The sequence below is a fragment of the Bacillus sp. sid0103 genome (genome assembly GCF_019219025.1).
In genome coordinates this window covers 97,774-123,930 of sequence record NZ_JAHUWN010000006.1, presented here as the reverse complement: position 1 = coordinate 123,930, position 26,157 = coordinate 97,774, and the positions used below count along the sequence as shown (strand labels likewise).

The window sequence follows — 26,157 nt, the reverse complement described above, 5'->3', positions numbered from 1 at the left end:
CCTTTACGGTAAACTTGCAGAGATTTCCTGCATGTTGAGCTTTTTTAATAATCCCGAACACATTATGTTAGGTATAGCATTTCGCCAGGCTTCTGCCAATTTAGTAATCGGTTGAGAAATGATGGTCTTACCATTATGTGTAATTGAAAGTTCCTGACCTTTTACATTACCGATTTCTTTTAGTGGTACCTCCAGCTGTTCCGCCATTTTCTTCATCTTCTCAGCATTTTCCGGAGCAACGGAAAGAATGATTCGAGATTGAGATTCACTAAAAAGGCTAAAGTCTGTTCGAAGTTCTTCGGTTACTTGAATTTCGGCACCCATCTTCCCACTTATACAGCTTTCAGCTAAAGCAACTGCTAAACCGCCTTCCGCTGTATCATGAGCTGACTGCACCAATCCTTCTTGAATCAATTTAAGGGTAAAAGCTTGTATCTTCTTTTCCAAATCAAGGTTTAACTGCGGCGGGCGCCCTTCGATCTTTCCTGTCATTATTTTTTGGTATTCCGACCCGCCTATTTCTGCTTTGGTTTCCCCAATTAAAAAAATTAAATCTCCGTCTTTTTTAAATTCTTGAGTAGTAATATGTTCGGTATCCTTAATTAACCCTACCATGCCAATAGTTGGTGTTGGAAAAATAGCTACTCCTTTTGTCTCGTTATATAAGCTGACATTCCCACCTATAACGGGAGTATTGAGCTGACGGCACGCTTCACTAATTCCATCCGCTGCCTTTTCAAACTGCCAGAAGATTTCCGGCTTTTCCGGACTTCCAAAGTTCAAGTTATCGGTAATAGCTAAAGGCTCCGCACCGGAACAAACTACATTACGGGCTGCCTCGGCTACCGCGATAGCTCCTCCAACAAACGGATCAAGATAAACATACCTTCCGTTGCAATCCGTTGTCATCGCCAAGGCTTTCCGTGTTCCACGGATTGCAACGACAGCCGCATCCGATCCAGGTATGACAGCCGTATTTGTTCTAACCATATAGTCATACTGTTGATATACCCACTCTTTACTGGCAATCGTAGGCGATGCTAGCAGTTGCTGCAGAACAGAATTATAATCCCTTGGTTCTTCAATGGATGCTGTTATGTCTAATGATGAATATTGTTCGTAATACGGCGCCTCTTTCGATGGCTTACAATACACTGGCGCATCTTCTGCAAGCTTGTCTGCGGGGATTTCCGCCACGATCTCTCCCTTGTGAAGTAAACGGAGTTGGTTATCATCAGTTACTTTGCCGATCACAGAAGAGTGGAGTCCCCATTTATCAAATATCTTTTTTACTTCCCCTTCTTTTCCTTTTTTCGCAACGACCAGCATTCTTTCTTGTGATTCGGAGAGCATCATTTCGTAGGCATTCATTCCTTTTTCGCGCTGTGGAACGAGATCAAGATCCAATTCAACGCCATTTCCCGCTTTACTGGCCATTTCAGAACTGGAGCTGGTTAACCCTGCCGCCCCCATATCTTGAATCCCGACCACATTACCAGAGGCGATCAATTCAAGAGTGGCTTCCAGCAGCAATTTTTCCATAAAAGGATCGCCCACTTGGACGGCTGGACGTTTCACTTCGGAATTTTCACTCAACTCTTCTGAAGCAAACGTAGCTCCATGAATTCCATCCCTGCCGGTAGCAGCTCCAACATAAATGACTGGGTTATCAATCCCTTTAGCGACGCCTTTTTGAATTTCATTATGGTTGATTAAACCCACACACATGGCATTCACCAGGGGATTGCCTTCATAGGAAGCATCAAAGTAGATTTCCCCACCAACTGTAGGAATGCCCATACAGTTACCATATCCGGCAATACCCGCAACCACATTTTCAAAGATATATTTGGTTTTTGGGTTATCAAGTTCGCCAAAACGCAGCGAGTTCAATAAGGCGATCGGGCGAGCACCCATGGAAAAAACATCACGAATGATACCGCCTACACCTGTAGCCGCACCTTGATAAGGCTCAATGGCCGAAGGATGATTGTGGCTTTCAATTTTAAACACGACGGCTTGATTATCACCGATATCAACAATACCTGCTCCTTCTCCAGGACCTTGTAAAACGTGTGGTGCCGAAGTCGGAAAACGTTTGAGAACTACTTTTGAATTTTTATAGCTGCAATGCTCGGACCACATGACACTAAATATGCCCGTTTCCGTATAATTTGGTTTCCGCCCAAGAATTTCGATTACTTTATCAAATTCTTCATCGGTTAATCCCATTCCCCGATAGACCTTCTGCTCGGCGATTTGCTCAGGTGTTGGTTCTTTATGCTGTACCATGTTGTTTCCTCCAGTAACTTAAAATAGATGAAAACATACGTTTTCCGTCATCTGTTCCCAGCCATATATGGACCGCACGTTCCGGGTGGGGCATTAATCCTAAAACATTTCCTCTCTCATTGATCACACCTGCAATCTCAGAAATCGACCCATTTGGATTCGTCCCTTTATATCTGAATACGATTTGATTGTTCTTTTCTAATTGATCTAACGTCTCTTGATCACAATAATAATTTCCGTCGCCATGGGCAATGGGAATACGAATCGTTTCACCTTCTTGATAGTCTAATGTGAACGGAGTTTGGTTGTTTTCTACTTTTAAATCAATAATTTCACAATGAAATTTTAAACGTTGATTTCTTCGTAATGCACCAGGCAAAAGATTAGCTTCAGTTAGAATTTGAAATCCATTACAGACACCAAGAATCAATTTCCCCTCTTCAGCGGCTATTTTTACCTGCTCCATGACAGGAGACAAGCTTGCAACAGCCCCTGGCCGCAAATAATCGCCATAGGAAAATCCACCTGGAACAAGGATCGCATCATATTTTGATAGGTCCGTTTCAAGATGCCATACATATTCGACACACTGTTCAATCGAATCTAACACTGCTTTATACATGTCTACATCACAATTTGAACCAGGAAAAACCAGTACTGCAAAGTTCATCTATTTCTCCTCCTATCCTTTCTTCTTGGTAAGATCAAAACGAAAATCTTCAATCACGGTATTGGCTAACAGCTTCTCACACATATCCTTTACTCGTTCTTCTGCCGCCTTTTGATCATCACTATTAATTTCAAGCTCCATATATTTACCTATTCGTACATCTTCAACCTCATCATATCCAAGCGAATGCAGCGACTCATGAACGGCATTACCTTGTGGATCTAACACACTTTCTCTTAAGGTTACATAAACCGTTGCTTTAAACATTGACACTACCCCCAATTCTCCTTAATATTTCTTGATAAGCTTCCTGAACGTTCCCTAAATCACGCCTAAACCGATCCTTATCTAACTTTTCCTCTGTATGGGCATCCCAAAATCGACACGTATCCGGAGAGATTTCATCCGCTAAGATAATAGTGCCTGCTGGGGTTTTTCCAAACTCTAATTTAAAATCAACTAAGATAATATCTTTGTTTAAAAGATACTCTTTTAAAATCTCATTGATTTTCAGGGCTTGTTTTCGAAGTTCAACCAATTCTGGTTCTGATGCGAGCTCAAGAATGGCAATATGATCATTGTTAATCAAAGGGTCCCCCAGCTCATCATTCTTATAGTAGAATTCCACAATTGTTTTTGGGAGTTCCTTCCCTTCCTCCCATCCCAACCTTTTTGCAAGTGAGCCAGCCGCTATATTTCTAACAACAACCTCAATCGGGATAATCTCTACTTGCTGAACAATCTGCTCTGTTAATGAAATCTTTTTAATAAAATGATTTTCCACGCCTTTTTCTTTTAACAAACTTAGGAAAATGGCACTAATCTCATTATTTAGAGTTCCTTTTCCTGCAATTTGCCCTTTTTTCTCGCCATTGAAGGCAGTAGCATCATCTTTATATTCAATCCAATACATTCCTGGTTCTGATGTTTTGTACACTTTTTTTGCTTTTCCTTCATAAAGCTGTTCTAATTTTTCCATTATTTTTTCACTCTTTTCACTCGTTGGTAATGATTTTAGTAGGACGACTCTAATTCACGTTCCCTTATGACCAAATTCCAAGTTTCTGAATTTGCTTGTCTATTTGCTCGAGATTTGAACCTAAAAAATTAATGTGACCCATTTTCCTGTTTTCTACGCTTTCCTTTTTGCCGTATAAATGTAATTTGGCTGTTGGAGGAAGCTGATCTATTTCATCTAGCACTTTACTTAAATGCTGACCTAAAATATTAACCATTATAATCGGACTTAAAAGAGTAGTATCTCCTAAGGGAAGTCCACATATTGCCCGAATATGCTGCTCAAATTGAGAAGTAATACATGCATCCATTGAATAATGCCCGGAATTATGAGGTCTTGGTGCTAACTCATTTACGATAATTTCACCATCATTCGTAAGGAACATTTCGATCGCAATTAATCCTACTACTTGTAAGGAGTCAGCTATTTTTAATGCTTCAGTTTCCGCTTGAAACCTTTGCTCATCGGTAATTCTTGCAGGAACGAAGGACTGATGCAGGATATTATTAATATGGATATTTTCAACTACTGGGAAAGTCTTTGTCTGACCTTGGATATTTCGGGCAACAATCACGGATAATTCTTTGCAGAACGGGATAAATTGCTCGATGATCATGTCCATCCCTGCCTTTTGCCAAGCCTCAATCGCAATTGGTATATCATCCCTGCTTTTTATAACCCATTGCCCTTTCCCATCGTAACCCCCTGTAGCTGTTTTCATTATGTAAGGCAATCCCATACGATCTATAGCCGTTTCAATGTCATTTTCCGAATGTATAACCAAGAAAGGAGCTACTCTCACATTAAAGGACTTTAAGGTGGATTTTTCCAGGATACGATTTTGGGTTATTTTGAGCAGTTCGCTTCCTTGAGGTACAAAGGAGGTAGTTTCTAAAATGGAGGTTATAGTAGAATCTACATTTTCAAATTCATAAGTAATAACATCTGAGGAATCGGCTAGATCTTTAACAGCTTTGAGCTCAGTATATGGAGCTGTGATTTGAAGATCTGCAACTTGTCCACATGGTGAGTCAGGTGTCGGATCCAAAGTAATGAAGCGATATCCCATATTTCTACCAGCAATTGAAATCATTCTTCCTAGCTGGCCTCCCCCTAAGATACCAATCGTTGAGCAGGGTTTAATGACTGTCAAAGCATTTTTCCTCCTTCATCCTTTTTTAAGCTTTTCATCATTTTAGGTTTTCCTGAAATGCACTCATTTACTTTTTTAATCAAAAAAACTTCTATCATTTACAAAACTAATACAATTTCAACTAGACAATCAAAAGGATAAAAATTCTACTTTCGCCAAAAATAATGAAATGAAATCAACGGGAGGAATACACAAATGGATTCAGAAATGAAGGAGAAATGCGGTGTATTTGGCGTTTTTAATCACCCCAAAGCAGCCCATTTAACATATTATGGACTTCATGCACTTCAACACCGCGGCCAGGAGAGTGCAGGAATTGTGGCTAGTGATGGAAAATCATTCAGGCATCACAGGGGAATGGGATTAGTTACCCAAGTATTTTCACGTGAGATCCTTGATGGACTAAGCGGAAATATGGCCATCGGTCATGTACGATATTCTACTTCTGGTGCAAGTTTACTACAAAACGCACAACCTCTTGTTTTTAAGTACAGTGAGGGCGATTTGGCCGTTGCCCATAACGGGAACCTAGTGAATGCCAATATCGAACGGAAGGTTCTCCAGCAACAGGGTGCCATCTTTCAGACAACTACTGATACAGAAATTATTGCTCACCTCATAGCCCGTTCCAGTAAAAAATATTTTAATGAAACTGGACCTGAAGTTCTTAAGCGGATTGACGGTTCCTTTGCTTTGCTGATCATGACAGAAAAACAAATACTGATTGCCCTAGATCGTCATGGCTTACGTCCCCTTAGCCTCGGAAAAATTGGTGAATCCATTATCGCGTCGTCAGAAACATGTGGACTTAATGCGGTTGATGCTAAGTTCTGGAGGGATGTTGAACCGGGAGAATGGCTTCTTGTTGACGAGACGGGAATTAAAACCGGCAGATTTGCTGCAAAGGGTGATGTTTCCCTTTGCTCCTTTGAATTTGTTTACTTTGCTCGTCCAGATAGTGTGATTCATGGAAGAAGTGTTTTATCGATCCGAAAAGAATTAGGCCAAATTTTAGCAAAAGAACATCCTACACCAGCTGATGTTGTCGTTGCTGTTCCAGAATCAAGTGTTCCTGCAGCAATGGGTTTTGCCCAACAATCAGGAATTCCATATGAAATGGGAATTATCAAAAACCCCTATGCCGGTCGTTCATTTATTGAACCAACCCAAGAATTACGGGACTTGGCCGTTCGTCTAAAATTAAGTGCTGTTCGTGAAATTCTCGAGGATAAACGGGTAGTGCTTGTTGATGATTCGATTGTACGTGGAACTACTAGCAAGCGAATTGTTCAGTTGATTCGTCAAGCAGGTGCAAAAGAGGTCCATGTACGAATTAGTTCCCCTATGGTAAGAAATCCTTGTTTTTATGGAGTGGATATGCCAACAAAAGAAGAACTTTTTGCTAACAAACATGAACATGAACGAGCAATGGGAAGTGTGATTGGAGCAGACTCATTAGCATTTTTAAGTACAGATGGATTATTAGAGGCAGTAGATATAGATCTGGCAGATACTAGCAACCGTTGTATTGCCTGTTTTAGTGGAGCATATCCAACTAATTTGTATTTGAAGTGATAAGTTAATTACACTAGGACCTCTATAATAGAAGTCCTAGTCTTTATTTAATAATGGTTTATCACCTAAAATTAGGAATAGTAAGAGTTCTAATAGAGATACTAAAACCTGTTTGATAATTTTTATTTGGAGGGATTTTTTATGATGGATAAAGAAAATCAGTATGTTGCAGCTTCACTATCACCTAATTTAATAAATGAAATTCAATCACTAGAAGAAAAAATAAGTGAGCAAGCACATAAAAAAGTAGTGGTTATCGCGTACGAAAATGATAAAAATTAATTAGGTAGATATCTTCTATAAAAACCAAAAAGGGCTACTCCATTTTGAAGTAAGCCCTTTAATGATGTATTCCATAAATGTCTTTAACAACACTGAAATTGTTTAAATCATAAATAAGAAAAATAAATTCCTATTATTTCAATGTGTTCAAACTAAATCCGTTATTATCTGAATCACTTCAGAACCTTGACAGGGTTGAGGTTATTTGTATCTTACAATACCTGGCATTCGACTTCTTTGAAGCTAGTAAACAGCTACACTCTTAAACTCTTCTATTAATAATGGTACAACTTCAAATAAGTCTCCAACTATTCCATAATCAGCGATGCTGAAAATATTTGCTTCTGGATCTTTGTTAATAGCTACAATCACTTTCGCATTAGACATACCTGCTATGTGTTGAATAGCACCTGATATTCCACAAGCAATATAAAGGTCAGGTGTAACCACTTTACCTGTTTGACCAATTTGAAGCGAGTAATCACAATAGTCCGCATCACAGGCACCACGAGATGCCCCAACTGCGCCACCTAACAATTCTGCCAACTCTTGCAAAGGCTTAAATCCGTCTTTACTTTTAACGCCGCGTCCTCCAGAAACAATAATTTTTGCTTCTGAAAGGTCAACCCCGCTTGTTGCATTACGAACAACATCTTTAACTATGGTGCGTAAATCTTTTATCTCAACTTTAACTGAAGTGACTTCACCAAAACGTGATTCTTCCTTTTCTAGTAATGGAATATTATTTGGACGAATGGTTGCAAAAACCAATCCATCCGTAATCACTTTCTTTTCAAAAGCTTTTCCAGAATATATTGGACGAGTAAATATAACCTGATCTCCAATTACTTCTAGACTGATTGCGTCAGAAATTAATCCTGACTTTAACTTTGCAGCAATTCTTGGTGAAATGTCTTTTCCGATAGAAGTATGCCCTAATATTAAGCCTTGAGGATTTTCTGCCTGTATGACTTGCATAATGGCCTGAGAATATGCATCTGATGTATAGGACTCTAAATCATTATGTTGAGCGATTATAACACGGTCTGCGCCAAACTGAATCATTGTATTTGCAAGGTTGTTCGCATCATTACCAAGCAGTAATCCGACTACTTCCCCACCATCTGAAATTTGCTTTGCAACTGCAATCGCTTCAAAGGATACATTTCGCAATTCACCTTCACGTACCTCACCAAAAACCAAAACCTTTTTCGCCATGTTGTTTCCCCTCCTTAAATTACCTTTGCTTCTGTTTTTAATAGTGAAATAAGTTCTTGTGCTTGCTGTTTCAGATCTCCATCAAGAATTTTCCCTGCCCCTTTACCTGATGGCAAGAAAATCTCAATAGTTTTAGATTTTGCTTCAACATCCTCTTCATCTAAGTCTAAATCATCTAAATCTAATGTCTCGAGAGGCTTTTTCTTGGCCTTCATGATTCCGGGTAAAGAGGGATAGCGAGGTTCATTTAAACCTTGTTGACAAGTCACAAGCAGCGGAAGCTGGGCTTCAACAATTTCGATATCCCCCTCGACATCCCGTTCGATCATTGCTTTATCACCATCAACGGTTAGCTTTGTTATGGTTGTAACGACAGTAATTCCAAGTTCCTCAGCAAGTCTTGGACCTACTTGTCCGGAACTGCCATCTACCGTTACATTTCCTGCTAAAATAATGTCTGCATCTTTGTCTTTAAGGAAAGTAGCCAATATCGTTGCGGTAGAGAATGGATCTCCATCTTCGATATCCTCATCGTTAATAAGTACAGCTTTATCTGCACCCATGGCCAGAGCAGTTCGAAGTTGTTTTTCTGTTTCATCGTTGCCAACTGTAACAACTGTTACTTCTCCACCATGTTCTTCACGCAACTTAATCGCTTCTTCAACTGCATATTCATCATAAGGATTAATAATGAATTCTGCACCGTCTTCAGACACTTTTCCGTTTTTAATAGAAATCTTTTCTTCTGTATCAAAAGTGCGCTTCATGATCACATAAATATTCATTCTTCTTCCTCCTCGAATTATTCCTGTCCTATTAGTCTCTTATGACAACGTTTTCATATAATCCATCCCCTATTAATAAAGAAATGAAGGCATAATTTCCTCATAGTATGAGGTATTATACCTTTTTCTTTAAGGGGACTATTTTTTAAGGTAATTTTACACCAATTTTAAATGAAGCCTCCGTTTTTTCAATAACTTCCTCAACCGATACTCCGTTCTGGGTTTCCACGAGAACCATTCCTTCCGGAGTGAAATCAAATACAGCCAAATCAGTTATTAAACGGTGGACCACTTCTTTTCCAGTAAGGGGAAGTGTACACTCTTTTTTGACCTTTGATTCTCCGAGCTTATTAACATGTTCCATAATAACCACAACACGTTTTGCGCCGTTTACTAAGTCCATGGCTCCGCCCATTCCTTTGACCATCTTCCCTGGAATCATCCAATTAGCCAAATCTCCTGTTTGAGAAACTTCCATTCCCCCTAAGATAGCAAGGTCGATGTGACCACCGCGAATCATTGCAAATGATTCTGCACTATCGAAAAAAGAAGCACCAGGTACAGCAGTTACCGTTTCTTTTCCCGCATTTATTAGGTCGGGGTCTTCTGTACCTTCAACCGGATAAGGCCCAATGCCCAATAAGCCATTTTCTGATTGAAGCAAGACATTGTATTCGCTTGGAATTTCATTGGCAATAAGGGTAGGGATCCCAATCCCTAAATTTACGTTCATTCCATCCTGAATTTCTTGAACCGCACGTTTTACAATGGTTAATCGCGCATCCTTCAATCCACTCACTCCTTGTCTCTTTTAAACTATTAGGCTTGTACTACTTTACGTCTTTCTATCCGTTTTTCATAGTTTTTTCCGAGCAGCACACGTTGAACGTAGATTCCTGGCGTATGGATTTCTTCTGGATTTAAATCTCCTACCCCAACGATTTCCTCGACTTCTACAATTGTAATTTTCCCGGCCATTGCAGCCAATGGATTAAAGTTACGTGATGTTTTTCTGAAAACAAGGTTTCCAAGCGGATCGGCCTTCCAGGCTTTCACGAGAGCGAAATCGCCGACAATTCCCTCTTCTAATAAATAAGTTCTTCCGTTAAACTCCTTGTGCTCTTTTCCTTCAGCGATCGGAGTTCCCACTCCAGTAGCCGTATAAAAACCAGGTATTCCGGCGCCACCGGCACGAATTCGTTCAGCAAGAGTTCCTTGAGGGACTAGTTCTACCTCAAGCTCACCGCTTAAATACTGCTTTTCAAAAATTTTATTTTCACCGACATATGATGAAACCATTTTCTTAATTTGCTTATTTGCAAGCAGCAGACCAAGCCCCCAATCATCAACGCCACAGTTATTACTAACTATTGTTAAATCTTTCGTTCCTTCATCTCTTAAGGCGAGAATTGCTTTTTCCGGAATTCCACACAATCCGAAACCACCGACGATGATTGTATCGCCATCTGAAATATCTTGTATTGCTTCCACGAAGGAGTTCACTATTTTTCCATTGTTCACAGGATCCGCCTCCTTAATATGATTAAGTCTTTTATATTTGAACTTGAGATTGTTAAAAATTAGACCGGATATACAGAGTGCTTTCGTTCTGAGAAAATAAGATATTTTGAAGAATATGCCTCAAAACGATTTACAAGCTCCGAGCGTAATGAGTTTGCTGGAATAATACCGTCAATCACCATTTCGGAAGCTAAACTGTAAATATCAATGTCCTCTTTATATTCCTCACGTTTTTGTTCTATGAATGCGGTACGCTCCTCTTCAGGAAGCGCAGCAATTTTATTAGCATAAACTGCATTAACTGCTGCTTCTGGTCCCATAACCGCAATTTGTGCAGAAGGCAAGGCAAGACAAGCATCTGGTTCAAATGCAGGGCCACACATTGCATAAAGACCAGCGCCATATGCTTTACGTACGATAACAGAGATTTTTGGAACACTTGCTTCAGACATCGCTGAAATCATTTTCGCACCATGGCGAATGATTCCTGCCCGCTCTACCTTTGTACCTATCATAAATCCAGGCACATCAACTAGAAACAAAATTGGAATATGGTAGGCATCACAAAGATTAATAAATTTTGCGGCCTTATCTGCTGAATCGTGGAATAATACCCCGCCTTTAACACGCGGCTGATTGGCAATGATCCCGACAGGTTTCCCATCAATGCGAGCCAGTCCTGTAATAAGTTCGCCAGCAAAAAGTTTTTTGATCTCAAAGAAGGAGCCTTCATCAATAATCCCATTTATTAGATCATGCATATTAAATGGTGAATTCTGATTAACCGGAATCAGCTCTTCCAATGGTTTCTTCAATTGTTTAGGAGCCACAGCCTCACGAACTGGTGGTTTCTCTGAAAAATTAGCAGGGAAATAAGATAGATAGTTTCTAGCCATTGAAATGGCTTCTTCTTCATTTTTCGCAAGAACATCACCGCAGCCTGAAACAGAACAGTGCATGCGAGCGCCGCCCATTTCCTCCAAGGTCACTTTCTCACCAATAACCATTTCTGCCATTCTCGGTGATCCTAGGTACATCGATGCATTTTTGTCCACCATAATCACAATGTCGCAAAAAGCCGGAATATAGGCTCCGCCAGCAGCAGATGGTCCAAACAGAATACAGATTTGAGGAATTTTACCTGAAAGTTTCACTTGATTGTAAAAGATTCTTCCTGCACCACGACGCCCCGGGAACATTTCCACCTGATCCGTTATCCGCGCTCCAGCTGAATCTACCAGGTATAATAATGGCACCCGAAGTTTTTCAGCTGTTTCTTGGATTCGAATTATTTTCTCAACCGTCCGAGCTCCCCAAGAACCGGCTTTGATCGTTGAATCATTGGCCATCACACAGACAAGCTGGCCATTAATCTTGCCCATCCCTGTCACAACACCGTCTGCAGGAAGATCCCCCGCCGTGCAGTTTGCAAATAAAGCATCCTCCAGTTCAAAGCCAGGATCGAATAATAATGATAAACGATCGCGGACGAACATTTTTCCCTGCTCTTGGTTTTTTTCATGATACTTTGGAGCTCCGCCCTTTTTAATCTGTTCGACTCTATCTTGCAGTGTCTGTTGTAGAGGTTTCATATCCACTGTCATTATTTTTCCTCCTCTATTAATCTAGTTTTCTTATTCACCAATGTATATTGGGGTGCGTTTCTCCTTAAAAGCTTGTAATCCTTCTAAACGATCTTTTGTCGGAATCGTCACTTCATAAGCATTTTGCTCAATTGCAAGACCGGTGTTTATATCCAAATCATAGCCTTTATCGATTGCGAACTTTGCTTGTGCGACGGCGATTGGGCCATTCCGAACAATTTGTCCTGCAATTTCTAATGCTTTATCAATTAAGCTTGCACCAGGGACCATATACTCTACTAATCCAATCTCCAGGGCTTCTTCTGCATCAATTCGTCTAGCAGTGAAAATCAGCTCTTTGGCACGTCCCTTTCCTACTAATCTTGGTAAACGCTGTGTTCCGCCCGCACCAGGAATAATTCCCAGTGATGTTTCCGTCAGACCAAGCTTCGCAGTTTCAGAGGCAATGCGGATATCACAAGCAAGCGCCAGTTCAGTTCCACCGCCAAAAGCTACGCCGTTTACAGCCGCTATGACCGGTTGGGGTAATAATTCTAAAGAGTTGATATTATCGCGGATCAAAGAAACAGTCTTCCTCACCTGAACCGGATCCATTCCAGCTCGTTCTTTTAAATCAGCTCCCGCACAAAAAGCTTTCTCCCCAGCCCCTGTTATTACTAGGCAGCGGACCGATCGATCATATTTACATGTAAGAATTGCGTCGCGGAGACCCTCTAACATCTGTACTGATAAAGCATTAGCAGCTTCCGGCCTATTTAAAGTAATCATCACGATTCCGTTTTTCAACTTATTAACTAATATGGTTTTACTCATGATCTCACCTTTCTCACACGGTATTTCCAAGCTTTCCACCCAGTTGAGAGCAGGCGGCTTGAAAACTTTTACTAGGTAAAGGTCTGCCAATCTTCTCCTGAATGAATTGGGATGCATGAATCAGTTTTTGCTGATCAGCTCCAGTGTGAATTCCCATCCCGTGAAGCATATAGAGTAAATCGTCTGTTGCCACGTTTCCGGATGCTCCAGGCGCATAAGGACATCCTCCTAAGCCGCCAAGGGAAGAATCAAATATGGTAATTCCCATTTCTAACGATACTAAGATGTTGGCCAAAGCTGTTCCTCGTGTATCATGAAAATGCATCGCTAATTTATCTGCTGGAAATCTTTTTAATAAAACTTCCAAAACTTCTTGGACTTGCTTTGGATTTGCCACACCGATTGTATCCCCAAGAGAAAGCTCTGCAATACCCATGTCAAATAATGATTCGGACACTCTTATGACCGCATCGATATCAACATCACCTTCATATGGACAGCCAAAAACGGTCGAAACATAACCTCTGCTTAATTTTCCTGCCGAAATGGTTTCTCTGACCAAATCAGTTAACACAGGGAAAGTCTCGCCAATCGTTTTATTTATATTTTTTAGGTTATGTGTTTCGCTTGCTGACATAAACACTGCTACTTCATCAATGTTCGCATTAAATGCTCGTTCCAAACCTTGAAGGTTCGGAACGAGTGCTGTATAAGTGACACCAGGCACTTTTGTAATGCCAGCAGCAACGGCAACTGCATCTGAAAGTGCAGGAATCCATTTTGGATTAACAAAAGAGGTAATCTCAATATGTTTTAGTCCACTTTCTGACAATTGATTAATCCAAGCGATTTTATCTTCTGTTGAAATAAAAGCTTTTTCGTTTTGCAATCCATCACGAGGACCAACCTCTTTAATCGTTACACCTTCCGGCCACTTCATTGTTCCATCTCCTTTCCACCTTGATCCAGGCTTTATTCAATTTCTACAATGACGTCGCCTTCATTAACAAAGTCGCCTTCATTCACTTTCACTTCTTTAACGGTTCCATCGAATTCAGCGGCAATCGGAATTTCCATTTTCATCGATTCTAAAATCACTACATCTTGACCCTCTTCTACCTGATCTCCTACTTTAACTAATACTTTCCATACATTTCCTGCCATAACTGCAGTTACTTCACTCATGATGATTCCTCCTATTTTGCGTTATTTGTTTTTTTAGTTTTTAAATACTTGTTAACAAAGTCTGTTGTCGTATCACCTGATTGGAATGCGGAGTGGGCAATAACCTCTTGCAGCATTGGGATATTTGTTTTAATACCTTCAATATGATAATTAGCTAATGCATCTTGCAGACGATTTATTGCCTCCCCACGATTGCTGCCTTTGACAACAAGCTTAGCAATCATTGGATCATAAAAAGGAGTGACTACGGATTGACCGTGAATGGCTAATTCATGTCGAACTCCAGGTCCGTTCGGCAACTGTAATTTTGTTATTTTTCCAGGTGATGGGAAAAATGTTTTGGGATCTTCTGCATAGATTCTAACCTCAATTGCATGCCCTTCACGTTTTACGTCTTCTTGAGAAAATTTCAGAACTTCACCTGCAGCAATTTGCAATTGTTGTTCAACTAAGTCCAAACCTGTAATTTCTTCTGTCACCGGATGCTCCACTTGCAAACGGGTATTCATTTCAAGAAAATAGAAATTTTGCTTTTCATCAACTAAGAACTCGATTGTTCCTGCATTTTTATACCCGATTGATTTTGCCGCTTTTACTGCAGCCTCCCCCATTTTGATACGAGTTATTTCAGTAATAAACGATGATGGGGCTTCCTCTACGACTTTTTGATGACGGCGCTGGATCGAACATTCACGTTCCCAAAGGTAAACAGTATTTCCAAAACTGTCTGCCAAGATTTGAATCTCAATATGTCTTGGATTTTCAACAAATTTTTCAATATACATTGCTCCATCGCCAAAGAAATCAGTAGCCCGCTTTTGGTTCCCCTCAAATGCCTTTCGGATTTCATCTCCGTTATGGACCACCTGCATTCCAATTCCGCCACCCCCAGCTGAGGCTTTTAGCATAACGGGATAACCGATGCGATCCGCCACTTCTACCGCTTCCTCTGCATCTGCCAATGGGTAGGTAATCCCTGGAACGACAGGAACACCTGCTTCCTCCATCGCTTTGCGTGATTCAATCTTACTTCCCATTTTAGAAATAACCTCTGGAGAAGGCCCGATGAATATAAGGCCTGCTTCCTCACAACGGCGGGCAAAGTCAGTATTTTCAGAAAGCAAGCCATATCCCGGGTGGATAGCATCCGCTTCTGTTAAACGAGCGATCTCTAGAATTTTATTGATATTTAAATAGCTTTCTGCTACGCGGGAACCTCCGATTAAATAGGCCTCATCTGCCATTTTTACATGGGGAGCATCTGCATCAGCTTCTGAGTAAACTCCAATCGTTGTAATCCCTAAGGCCTTGCATGTACGGATTACACGAACAGCAATTTCGCCACGATTAGCAATTAAAACTTTTTTCAACATCCCTTCCACCCTTTCTATCTTCTAATTAAGTAAGTTCAAAACTCATCGGCATCGTTACCAAGCTTAAACTTTTATCGTTGAGGAAATATGTAAAAATCTAATTATTAATTTTGCAACATTCTATACGTTTATCTTTAACTCCTAATCTATAAATGGAACCAGTCATTTGCCAATCATTTTCCTGACAAATGACTCGCTCTCATTAATAACTATTTAACTGATGATTTTTCAGCAACTATTTTTTGTATTTGTGCAACGGCCTCCGGATCTTCTAGTCCTGTAATGTCGCCGTTAACCTTTCCTGATACAACAATTTCCTTTAATAAGCGGCGCATGATTTTCCCGCTGACTGTTTTTGGCAACATATCAGTAAAAATGATTGATTTAGGAACTGCAATCTTACCAATTTGTTGTATTATCCGATTGTTTATTTGTTGTTTTAATTCTTCGGTTCCTTTATAGCCATCAGCCAGACGAACAAATACAAGCGGAACTTCTCCTTTTATTTCATCAGGGATTCCAATGATTGCGCATTCAGTGACACCCTCACATTCAAGTACAGCGCTTTCCATCTCCATTGTACTTAAGCGGTGTCCAGCTACATTAAACGCGTCATCGGAACGGCCAACTACCCATAAATATCCATCATCATCTATTAGTGCCAGGTCGCTGGCGTAGTAGCAGCCATCCACTTGGCTAAAATAGGATCCGTAATATCGCTCTGGTTCTTTCCAAAGTGTCCGGCATAGCATAGGAAATGGTTTCCTAATAACCAAATTTCCTAACCTACCAGGTTCAACTGGATTGCCTTCTTCATCAACAATATCCATAACCGCACCTAAAAAGGGAGTACCTGAGGAACCCGGTTTCATTGGCGTCAGCCAAGCTGCTCCAGCTATAGGCGATCCCGCTGTTTCGGTTTGACCCCAAGTATTATTGATATATACCTTCTTCTTTCCTAAAACTTCATATGTCCAATGCCAGGTTTCCGGATCGAATGGTTCTCCAACAAGGGAAATGACATCGAGGCAAGATAAATCAAATTTCTCTAATGCCTTTTCTCCCATACTTTTTAACATTCTTAATGCTGTTGGGGCAGTAAACAGTTTATTCACCCTGTATTTTTCAATGATTTGATAAAAGCGATCTTTTGTTGGATAATCAACTGCCCCTTCGAAGACAACGGTTGTTACACCATTCGCTAAGGCACCTGTAATTCCCCAAATATGCATTGTTAACCAGCCGATATCCGCGGTACACCAGAAAACATCGTCATTATGGTGATCCATATGATACTTGGCATATGTGTAATTTTGAGTGACAAAAGCCATGCCGGAATGCACGACGCCTTTTGGTTTACCTGTCGTACCACTTGTATAAAACACAATACCGCTCTCATTAGCTTCTATTCTCTCAGGTTCACAAACGATACTTGCTGCTTTTGTCTGCTCATGCCACCAGTAATCCCGGCCTTCGTTCATTTGAACCTCTAAACCTAATCGGTCTACAACAATGACTGCTTCGACAGATGGAATAGATGGTACAACATTATCAACTTTTTCTTTTAATCGAATGACTTTACCCCGTCGTTCAGTTCCATCTGCAGTGACCAATACTTTTGGCTCAAAACTGATGAGTCGGTCTGTCAAGGATTTTTCGGAATAACCTGAGAAAATCGTATTGTAAATAGCACCAATTCGAAAACAAGCTAAAACGGCAATAAAGGCTTCGGCCAGGTTTGGAAGATAAATAGCTACACAATCACCTTTGTTTACACCAAATGATTTAAGAACATTTGCAAATCGATTTACTTCAGCAAGAAGCATATTATACGTATAAAATTTGGTGTCACCGTTTTCACCCTCCCAAATGAGAGCGGTCCGGTTTCCTGCCCCATTTTCTATATGCCGATCAAGTAAATTTACACTCGGGTTACTAATGCCGCCGGCAAAGAAGCGAAAATCAGGGAGTTGTCCACTAATGGTTTCATTCCACGGTTCATACCAAACAAGTTCACGGGCTGCACGATCCCAAAAGGTAGCAGGATCTTCTTGGGATTGTTTAAGAAGTTCTTGAAAAGCTTCGCTGCTCCCAATGGAGGTTGAACGCACTTTTTCTTGATCTGGATAAACGAGTTTGCTATTTGAAACAACTTGTAAAATTCCACTGATATCCATGTAATGGCTCCTTTAACAATTTTATTTAATCCTATAAATCTGTTAAACTTGGCTGTTGATTTCCGCTCCAATCAACTTGGCTATAAAAATCAAAATTGACCTTTAACACGGCCAATCCTATAAAAATTTTTTAACATCCAATTTGCTTGGCAATGACCATTCGTTGAACTTCAGATGTTCCTTCACCAATTTCCAAAAGTTTCGCATCACGGAAGAATCGTTCAACTTGATATTCCTTCATATATCCATATCCGCCATGAATTTGAACGGCTTGATCACATGCACGCATGCATATTTCCGAAGCAAATAATTTCGCAAATGCCGCTTCCTTTTTAAATGCTCGTCCTTGATCCTTTAACCAAGCTGCTTTGAAAACCATATTCCGGGCTAATTCGATATTCATTGCCATGTCAGCTAATTTAAATTGGATTGCCTGGAAGTTGGATAAACTCTTTCCAAACTGTTTTCTTTCTTTTGCATATTGAAGGGATTTTTCAAATGCTCCTTGAGCAATACCTACAGCCATGGCACCAATTCCAATTCTTCCGCCATCAAGAGTAGCTAAAAATTGTTTGTAACCGCTTCCAATCGTGCCCAGCAGATTTTCTTTCGGAACTCTTACATTCTCCATGATAAGTTCTGTGGTATTTGAGGCATGAAGACCCATTTTTTCGTAGTTGTTGACCACAGTGAATCCTGGAGCATTAGTAGGAACAATAAATGCTGTGATTCCGTTGATTCCCTTTGAGCGGTCTGTTACGGCGGTCACTGCAAGGTGATTAGCATAGCTTGCATTTGTAATAAAACATTTTGAGCCGTTAATGACCCACTCATCGCCATCAAGAACTGCTGTTGTTTGGGTTCCCCCTGCATCGGAGCCTGCATTCGGTTCAGTCAAACCAAATGCTCCGAAAGACTCTCCAGTACAAATTGGTGTTAGGTATTTCTCTTTTTGTTCGTGCGTACCAAATAAATTAAGAGGGGCCCCCCCTAATGAAATATGGGCTGAATATGTAATTCCTGTTGATGCGCAAACACGACTAAGTTCTTCAACGACAATTGCAAAGCTGACAGTGTCGGCTTCACCTCCACCGTATTGTTCAGGGAAAGGCAGACCCATAATCCCTAGCTCTGCTAATTTAGAAAAAATTTCTTTAGGGAATTCCCCAGTTCGATCACGTTCATCTGCTCCAGGAGCAACTTCTGCATCAGCAAAATCTCGAATTAATTTGCGTATCATCTCTTGTTCTTTCGTTAAATCAAAATTCATTTATCTACAACTCCTTTCTAAATATTTCGATTATTTTCGACAAAAAAATATTTTTACATCAAAATTACTCATAATTAACCTTTATTTCGTAACAAATATCAAACCTTCACTAAATCTCTATGTACTGACCCCCTTTCAATATTTTTATAACTTTCTTATAATATTAATAATATAACTATTAGGAAATATAATGCTATGTACATTTTCATGAATATTATTATGAAAAATTTGTGTGTTTTACACAAAAAATGCAAAAATAGATTGATATGTAAAATAATAAATTTCATAGAGTAAGGATGATGAAAGTTGCAAGATACATTAACTCATCGACAACTAAAGTCCTTAATACAAGTGTCCAACGTTATTAATTCCAAATTAGATATTGATACCATCTTTGATTCTATCATGAATGAAACGATATCTGTCGTTGAAGCTGCTGGAGGAGGCTCTATATGGATTTTTGACAAAAACCAGAATCGACTAATCGCAAAATCCGCTCAAGGATTATTTTATCCACATATTTTTAGGCAAATTGAACTAGTTAGCGGGGAATCCATGACTGGGATATCTTTTGCTGCAAAAAAATGTCTAATTTTTTGGGATGAGGTAGAAATTAAACAAGCACTGTCTACATTAACTCCGTATAACAGAGATTTATTGGATCGGGCTATTCCGAGTAATTTTCATTTTACATCTGTCATTTCTTCACCTATTTTACAAAAGGGAAAATGTATTGGCGTGATTACATTGGACTCTTTTGAACAATCTTTGCAGTTTAAGCAAGAGGATATTAATCTATTGGAAGCGATTGGCCATCAAGCAGCAATTGCCTTAGAAAAATCCAGTCTTTATTATGAAAAGGAAAAAACAGTTCGGATGCTTTCCCATTCAATAGAAATACATAGGAACTTAGCCAATCTTGTTGTAAATGGAGAAGGAATTCAATCAATTATGAATTTTATACATAAAACAATTGGACAGCATATGTTTCTCTTTAATGAGATAGGAGAACTTAAGGCTTCTGCCTGCCATTCCTCATTTTCTGTTGAGATGACAGAGTATATTACACAATATACCAAACAAATTATCCTAACACTTGAAAATTCACATACCGTTTCCGATATAACAATAAATGATGAAACTTATCAAATAGTTGTATTATCACTTGGGTCTAAACTAAAGTCTCTAGGCGGGCTCATAATCCTTTCTAAACAAAAAATGAGTGAGGTGGATATCGCTGCTCTTGAACATGCTTGTACGATCATTTCACTTGAACTGGTAAAAGAACAAGCCATTTTTGAAACACAGCAGCGTTTAAGAGGGGAATTCGTGACGAAGCTTTTTTCTGGACAGATGGATGAAGCACTCATTCAGAAAGCAAAAAATTTAAATTTTGACCCTAACCGGACCTATGTTGCCATGATTATTAATTTTGAGGATAAATTAAATGAGCAAAAGGTTTTAGGCGAACACGTTTTAAGGAATTTACTCCATATGTCCAATAAGACATTACTTGGGAGGAACTCTCAAGTAATGGCAGTAAGGGTTGAAAATCAAATTGTTGCTCTTCTATCCTTTCATTCAAGAGTTTCTTCGTCCAATATTGTTGCAGAAATAAAAGAACTTGCAAAGAATTTACAACATGAGATTATAAATAAATATAGAGAGATAGACGTATCGATTGGCATTGGAAGAATTAAGCAGGGGCTTACTTTTGTCCATGAGTCATTTGTAGAAGCGACAAAGTGCATTAAGTTTCTCAAAAACTATCTTTTTGATCATAGAGTCCTTAGTTATACAGACCTTGGTGTTCAGAGGTTTATTTTACAAAACTCAAAGGAAGAATTGAACGATTTTATTCAAGAAGTATTAGGTCCGCTTATTCAATATGAACAATCTAGAAAAGGCGAATTGTTAAGCACTCTGATTGTTTATTTAGACCAAAATCAAAACATAAAGAAAACGGCTGATTCTTTACATATTCACACCAATACTTTAAGCTACCGTTTAAAGCGAATTGAGGAAATTCTAGTAACAGACTTGAATGAGAGTCAACCATTATTTAATATTCATTTAGCAATCAATATTTATCAATGTATAAAAGCTAAAGACACATTACAGAAAAACAAAAGCTAATGTTTTACAAAGTTAGTAGGATTGATGAAAACAGGTAATGACCAAAAAGTTCCAGACACTTAACCAATTATGTAAACTACCCTTTTCATGTTTACTAGACATAAGGGGAAACCTAGTCCTCTTCAGCTTCATTATGAAGGACATAAGTCATCGTGGATGAGAGAGATTTGTTCTTCATCAGCGGTATGAAGGACAAATGTCCACGCAGGTACATGTGATTTGTCCTTCATCAGCGGTATGAAAGACAAATGTCCACGCAGGTACATGTGATTTGTCCTTCATCAGCGGTATGAAAGACAAATGTCCACGCAGGTACATGTGATTTGTCCTTCATCAGCGGTATGAAGGACAAATGTCCACGCAGGTCCATGTGATTTGTCCTTCATCAGCGGTATGAAAGACAAATGTCCACGCAGGTCCATGTGATTTGTCCTTCATCAGCGGTATGAAGGACAAAAGTCCACACAGGTACATGTGATTTGTCTTTCATCAGCGGTATGAAAGACAAATGTCCACGCAGGAACATGAAATTTGTCCTTCATCAGCGGTATGAAGGACAAAAGTCCACGCAGGTACATGTGATTTGTCCTTCATCAGCGGTATGAAAGACAAATGTCGACGCAGGTCCATGTGATTTGTCCTTCATCAGCGGTATGAAGGACAAAAGTCCACACAGGTACATGTGATTTGTCTTTCATCAGCGGTATGAAAGACAAATGTCCACGCAGGAACATGAAATTTGTCCTTCATCAGCGGTATGAAGGACAAAATCTGCCGTATGAACAAGAGATTCGTCCTTCATTAAGGCCAACTTATGAAGCGTATAGGTGGAATACCTTGAAATTTAAAATACTCCGATAAAGAAAAACTTTCAAATTTATGAAGGCCTTTGACCTTAGATATGACTCCAGCCTTCCCAAAAGAGAAATAGGCGCCCTTTTTTACAGAAAATATATACCCATCTAATTTTTATCATTTTAGTACGCGATAACCACTATCTAATGTTTGAATTTCATTTATCAAATTAGGAGAAAGTGAAGCTGCAACATAATGATTGTCCTTATCCATTATCATTACTCCTTTGCGATATTTGTCTTAGAAGCACCCTTAATTAAAAGTATTCCTGCATCAGGAGAAAGATTTGGATCCCCAACAATGGAAATAATAGTACATTCTCCCTGAATATCATTATTAGTAAGTTCACTTCAATGTTATTATTCAATTTTCGTATATTTCTTTCCCTTATTTTGAATTCTGAGGCGCTCTTAGATAGACTTGAAAGGATAAAATTTCAGTCCCTTCCATAAATTTGAAACAAAAGTGATATGGGCTCGTATATAAAGTGAAGGAAGGATGTGGGAGCATTGAACAGATACTCAATTGAAGAATTTATCAAACAAACGGAGCAGGAAGATAAAGGGCAGGGTTTTTTTGAATTAGAGACTCCACGGCTTTTGGAGGTAAATTTAGACGGTCAAGTTTGGGCTAAAGCAGGGTCAATGGTTGCTTATCATGGGGAAATGAAATTTGTCCGTGAAGGAATATTAGAACACGGTCTAGGAACCGCGTTCAAGAAGGCATTTACAGGAGAAGGCGCCTCTTTAATGAAAGCTAACGGAAAAGGCAAGTTATATCTTGCGGATAGTGGCAAGAAGATCATTATCCTGAATTTACAAAACGAAACCATCTACATTAACGGGAATGATTTACTTGCATTTGAACCAAGTATTAAATGGGACATCAAATTAATGAAGAAAATTGCTGGGATGATGGCAGGCGGTTTATTTAATGTACGTTGTCAAGGAACAGGTATGATTGCTTTTACTGCACATTATGAACCACTCACTTTAAGGGTGTCACCTGGTAACCCTGTAATTACGGATCCAAACGCAACTGTAGCCTGGTCTGGCAATCTTCAGCCTGTGTTTCAAACTGATATAAGTTTAAAGACTTTTCTTGGAAGAGGCAGCGGTGAGTCAATACAAATGAAATTCGAAGGTGAAGGCTTTGTGGTAATCCAGCCGTACGAAGAGATTTACATGAAGTCAAAGCAAAGTTAGGAGTCTTAAGTAAAAAAAGTAAAAACTAGTAAGTGTCAGGTATCGTCCAGCTTGGATGGTGTCAGGCACTTTTTTAAGTTTTATGAAATTCATCTCAAGATTTTTAAAAGTATTTCTAAACAGGGAACTATAGATTCATTACTTTGGTATTTTCAAGCCATAGATGTACATGATAGAATCATATAGTTGTCAAATTCTATCTATTACCGGTGGTGTGTTGTGAAAGAATCTGTATTAATCCAAGGAAACAAAAGAATCAAACTGAAGATTGGTTTTCTGAAAAAAGATATCGTCTTTACTGTGTCGCTTCTATTGGCAGCAACTAGCTGTTTGATTCACTCTCCTAAACTGGAGTATATAAATTTTCAAGTCCTGATTAGTTTATTTACCCTAATGCTTACCATTAAGGCTTTGGAAGAACTTAAATTTCTGGACAAATTCGCTATTACCATCATCAATAAATGTAATAATAGCCGATCCGTTTCAGCTATTCTGATTATGTTATGTTTTTTTAGCTCCATGTTTGTTACAAACGATGTAGCACTGCTTACTTTTGTACCTTTGACTCTGGTTGTCAGTAGAAAGACTAAGATTCCCATGATGGAGACGATTATTCTTCAAACCATTGCTGCCAATATTGGAAGTAGTTTGACTCCAATGGGTAATCCGCAAAATTTGTTCATCTATTCTTATTATGGAATCAAGCCCATTCCCTTTTTTACAACCGTTTTATTCATGGCTGTTACTGGGATTGGTTCGCTTTATTTTCTAATGAATAGAATGCATAAAAGAGAACTGAAAGTTGTCCTGACTCAAATGCCGATTAGCGATTGGAAGAGGCCTGCTGTCTGGGTAATGGTATTAGCCATTATTATTGCTTCCATTTTTGGAGTAGTCAGTTACCTGGTTGCCTTCGTGATTACATTAATGACGGTGATCATTATGAATGTAAAATTATTAATTAAGATTGATTATTTGTTGCTGTTAACTTTTATCTGTTTCTTTATTTTCATCGGAAATATATCCAATTCTAATACATTACAAGCCATTGCAAGCACAAGCCTCAAGGACCCAATTTCCGTCTATTTCAGTTCGATTTTTTTAAGCCAATTTATCAGTAACGTCCCTGCTTCGATCCTACTGGCAGAATTCACAACGGATTGGAAACCTTTATTATTGGGTGTCAATATTGGAGGGCTAGGGACCATTATTGCATCATTGGCAAGTGTGATTTCTTACAAACTATTTATTCAGGCAAATCCAAAGGAAAGTAAAAAATATTTAATTAAATTCAGCCTATACAACTTTTCCTTTTTAGCCTTATTAACCTTGATTCAGTACTTTATCTTAAAAATATTTTAATAATGATCTTTTTCAATAGAAGATTATTTGCAGTAAATCAAAAAATTCAGGCACCATCCAAAGAATTGGATGGTGCATGAAACTTTTTATTACTGAATAAAATTGGCAACAAACCTATCTCCTCAACTCTTCCTTCCGCAAAATCCTCCTAACTACCTTCCCAACCGCACTTTTCGGTAGGCTATCAATAAACTCGATAGTTTTCGGTTTTTTATAGGACGCTATATGATCTTTGCAATATTCAATAAGCTCCTCTTCACTCGCTGTATGGTCCGCTCTCAATACAACAAAGGCTTTCACACTTTCCACCCATGTTGCGTCTGGAACTCCGACTACTGCTGCCTCCAAAACGGCAGGATGCTGGTATAGAACTTCTTCTACTTCACGAGGATAAATATTAAATCCACCGCTGATGATCATATCTGACTTACGATCAATTAAATACAAGTAACCTTCTTGGTCTATGTAGCCCATATCCCGCGTATAAACCCATTTACCTTTGATCGTTTCAGCCGTCAATTCTTCCTCTTTCCAATAGCCTGCCATTGCTTGATTTGAGGAAACAACAATCTCACCTATTTCCCCTTGCGGCACCTCTAGACCATCTTCATTGACAATTTTCACTTCTGTCGTGATCGTAGGTCTGCCGCAGGATAACAGTCGGTCATAGTAAACTGGATTTGCTAACCCTACTAGATGGTCCTCAACTGATAAAATAGATAGAATAAGAGGAACTTCCGTTTGACCGAAATACTGAATGAATTTTGGCCCCCATAATTCCAGACCTCTCTTCAAGGCTTCACGCGGCATCGGTGAAGCACCGTAAATCAGACTTCGAACGGAGTCAAATGAATATTTTTCTACCTCTGGATTAGTGAGAAGCATGACAATCATAGTTGGAACTAAGTTAATCGTAGTTGGTTTGATCGTTTCAACAGCTTGAAGAAATTCTTGAGGATGAAAGGTTGGTAGAATCGCATTGGCGGCACCTCGTATCCAATGTGGTAAAACGAGTATGCCTGATGCGTGTGTTAATGGAGCAGCGTGCATCATAATATCTCCGCTATTAATCGTCAATGTTGACAAGATATTCGTTGCCATCGCTGCCCAGGAACCTTGCGTATGGATGGCTGCTTTTAACTTACCTGTGGTACCTGATGTATATTGGAAGGTAGCATAATCTTCTTCTGATAATCGAACGATTGGATCATCAGCAGTAACCGTTTTCATTTCTTCGTATATCGGAACCATCCACTCATACTTTGCAGTCCCGTCCACTTGGAAAAATAATAGTTGATTGGGCAGTCTTTCTCTCAATCTCGCCACCCTGTCTGAAAATTCCTCGGTAAATAAAATGGCTTTCGAATCGGTCTCCGTGATCATATGCAAATGTTCTTCTTCTGAAAGCCTTGTATTTAATGGGACTCGAACCAGTCCTGATTTTAACATCGCAAAGTCAATTTCCACACTATGAAGAGAATTGGCAAATAAAAAGGAAATTCGATCGCCCTTTTCCAATCCCAATTTAAACAGGGCATTGGCTAAGCGATTGGAATTTTTATGAACTTCTTCAAACGTTAATTTCTGGTCTTTATAAATGACAGCTGTTTCTTTCGCATAATACTTAGCACCACGCTTAATTAACTCAGCAGCAATCATTCTA

22 protein-coding genes are annotated in these 26,157 nt (G+C 39.3%); 5 read left to right on the top strand and 17 right to left on the bottom strand.

Translation table 11 applies throughout. From position 1 onward, the window contains the following. Positions 1 to 3: 3 nt before the first annotated feature. The 5 genes from purL to purK form a co-directional block, all read right to left on the bottom strand. Positions 4 to 2,292, bottom strand: coding sequence for a phosphoribosylformylglycinamidine synthase subunit PurL (gene purL / locus KW850_RS08895; protein WP_218347206.1), 2,289 nt, complete (start codon positions 2,290 to 2,292; stop codon positions 4 to 6). After that, positions 2,279 to 2,962, bottom strand: a complete 684-nt coding sequence (gene purQ, locus KW850_RS08890; protein ID WP_218347205.1) for a phosphoribosylformylglycinamidine synthase subunit PurQ — start codon at positions 2,960 to 2,962, stop codon at positions 2,279 to 2,281. Before purQ ends, purL begins: the two co-directional genes overlap by 14 nt. Before the next feature lie 12 nt (positions 2,963 to 2,974). Continuing rightward, a complete protein-coding gene (gene purS, locus KW850_RS08885; protein WP_218347204.1) occupies positions 2,975 to 3,229 on the bottom strand; it encodes a phosphoribosylformylglycinamidine synthase subunit PurS in 255 nt (84 codons plus the stop codon). Continuing rightward, a complete protein-coding gene (gene purC, locus KW850_RS08880; protein ID WP_218347203.1) occupies positions 3,222 to 3,941 on the bottom strand; it encodes a phosphoribosylaminoimidazolesuccinocarboxamide synthase in 720 nt (239 codons plus the stop codon). Before purC ends, purS begins: the two co-directional genes overlap by 8 nt. Positions 3,942 to 4,005: 64 nt before the next feature. Then, positions 4,006 to 5,133, bottom strand: a complete 1,128-nt coding sequence (gene purK / locus KW850_RS08875) for a 5-(carboxyamino)imidazole ribonucleotide synthase (RefSeq protein ID WP_218347202.1) — start codon at positions 5,131 to 5,133, stop codon at positions 4,006 to 4,008. A gap of 195 nt (positions 5,134 to 5,328) precedes the next feature. Here purK and purF point away from each other — a divergent pair, with 195 nt between their 5' ends. After that, on the top strand, positions 5,329 to 6,708 hold the full coding sequence (purF, locus tag KW850_RS08870) for an amidophosphoribosyltransferase (protein WP_218347201.1): 1,380 nt from the start codon (positions 5,329 to 5,331) through the stop codon (positions 6,706 to 6,708). 141 nt (positions 6,709 to 6,849) lie between these two features. Further along, positions 6,850 to 6,990: a hypothetical protein gene (locus KW850_RS08865; RefSeq protein WP_218347200.1), complete on the top strand. Its 141-nt coding sequence runs from the start codon at positions 6,850 to 6,852 to the stop codon at positions 6,988 to 6,990. Positions 6,991 to 7,233: 243 nt separating this feature from the next. On the opposite strand, the gene KW850_RS08860 is transcribed toward KW850_RS08865, so the two are convergent. From KW850_RS08860 to KW850_RS08810, 11 genes are all read right to left on the bottom strand, one after another. After that, complete coding sequence (locus tag KW850_RS08860; RefSeq protein WP_218347199.1) at positions 7,234 to 8,208, bottom strand: electron transfer flavoprotein subunit alpha/FixB family protein; 975 nt, start codon at positions 8,206 to 8,208, stop codon at positions 7,234 to 7,236. 14 nt (positions 8,209 to 8,222) lie between these two features. Next, positions 8,223 to 8,993 (bottom strand): electron transfer flavoprotein subunit beta/FixA family protein, encoded by a 771-nt coding sequence (locus KW850_RS08855; protein WP_218347198.1) that lies wholly within the window; start codon positions 8,991 to 8,993, stop codon positions 8,223 to 8,225. A gap of 145 nt (positions 8,994 to 9,138) precedes the next feature. Then, positions 9,139 to 9,783 carry a 3-oxoacid CoA-transferase subunit B gene (locus tag KW850_RS08850; protein ID WP_218347197.1) on the bottom strand — a complete coding sequence of 215 codons (645 nt, stop codon included), beginning with the start codon at positions 9,781 to 9,783 and terminating at the stop codon, positions 9,139 to 9,141. 29 nt (positions 9,784 to 9,812) lie between these two features. Beyond that, positions 9,813 to 10,499, bottom strand: coding sequence for a CoA transferase subunit A (locus tag KW850_RS08845; RefSeq protein WP_374226298.1), 687 nt, complete (start codon positions 10,497 to 10,499; stop codon positions 9,813 to 9,815). A gap of 74 nt (positions 10,500 to 10,573) precedes the next feature. Next, positions 10,574 to 12,106 carry an acyl-CoA carboxylase subunit beta gene (locus tag KW850_RS08840; protein WP_218347330.1) on the bottom strand — a complete coding sequence of 511 codons (1,533 nt, stop codon included), beginning with the start codon at positions 12,104 to 12,106 and terminating at the stop codon, positions 10,574 to 10,576. A gap of 42 nt (positions 12,107 to 12,148) precedes the next feature. After that, entirely contained in the window at positions 12,149 to 12,931 is a 783-nt protein-coding gene (locus tag KW850_RS08835) for an enoyl-CoA hydratase (RefSeq protein WP_218347195.1), read from the bottom strand. A 13-nt stretch (positions 12,932 to 12,944) separates the two neighbouring features. Continuing rightward, positions 12,945 to 13,871, bottom strand: coding sequence for a hydroxymethylglutaryl-CoA lyase (locus tag KW850_RS08830; RefSeq protein WP_218347194.1), 927 nt, complete (start codon positions 13,869 to 13,871; stop codon positions 12,945 to 12,947). Positions 13,872 to 13,903: 32 nt separating this feature from the next. Continuing rightward, the gene (locus KW850_RS08825; RefSeq protein WP_218347193.1) at positions 13,904 to 14,116 is read right to left on the bottom strand and encodes an acetyl-CoA carboxylase biotin carboxyl carrier protein subunit; all 213 of its coding nucleotides are present in this window, start codon (positions 14,114 to 14,116) and stop codon (positions 13,904 to 13,906) included. A gap of 11 nt (positions 14,117 to 14,127) precedes the next feature. Beyond that, positions 14,128 to 15,489, bottom strand: coding sequence for an acetyl-CoA carboxylase biotin carboxylase subunit (locus tag KW850_RS08820; RefSeq protein ID WP_218347192.1), 1,362 nt, complete (start codon positions 15,487 to 15,489; stop codon positions 14,128 to 14,130). Positions 15,490 to 15,698: 209 nt separating this feature from the next. Then, on the bottom strand, positions 15,699 to 17,666 hold the full coding sequence (gene acs / locus KW850_RS08815; protein ID WP_218347191.1) for an acetate--CoA ligase: 1,968 nt from the start codon (positions 17,664 to 17,666) through the stop codon (positions 15,699 to 15,701). A gap of 130 nt (positions 17,667 to 17,796) precedes the next feature. Beyond that, complete coding sequence (locus KW850_RS08810) at positions 17,797 to 18,936, bottom strand: acyl-CoA dehydrogenase (protein ID WP_218347190.1); 1,140 nt, start codon at positions 18,934 to 18,936, stop codon at positions 17,797 to 17,799. A gap of 306 nt (positions 18,937 to 19,242) precedes the next feature. On the opposite strand from KW850_RS08810, the gene KW850_RS08805 reads away from it, so the two are divergent. The 3 genes from KW850_RS08805 (at position 19,243) to KW850_RS08795 (ending at position 24,494) form a co-directional block, all read left to right on the top strand. Next, positions 19,243 to 21,072, top strand: coding sequence for a helix-turn-helix domain-containing protein (locus KW850_RS08805; protein WP_218347189.1), 1,830 nt, complete (start codon positions 19,243 to 19,245; stop codon positions 21,070 to 21,072). Positions 21,073 to 22,436: 1,364 nt separating this feature from the next. Next, on the top strand, positions 22,437 to 23,132 hold the full coding sequence (locus KW850_RS08800) for an AIM24 family protein (RefSeq protein WP_218347188.1): 696 nt from the start codon (positions 22,437 to 22,439) through the stop codon (positions 23,130 to 23,132). 219 nt (positions 23,133 to 23,351) lie between these two features. Beyond that, on the top strand, positions 23,352 to 24,494 hold the full coding sequence (locus KW850_RS08795) for an SLC13 family permease (RefSeq protein WP_218347187.1): 1,143 nt from the start codon (positions 23,352 to 23,354) through the stop codon (positions 24,492 to 24,494). A gap of 114 nt (positions 24,495 to 24,608) precedes the next feature. Here the strand turns inward: KW850_RS08795 and KW850_RS08790 are convergent, their stop codons facing one another. Continuing rightward, on the bottom strand, positions 24,609 to 26,153 hold the full coding sequence (locus KW850_RS08790; RefSeq protein ID WP_218347186.1) for a class I adenylate-forming enzyme family protein: 1,545 nt from the start codon (positions 26,151 to 26,153) through the stop codon (positions 24,609 to 24,611). Positions 26,154 to 26,157 lie beyond the last annotated feature (4 nt).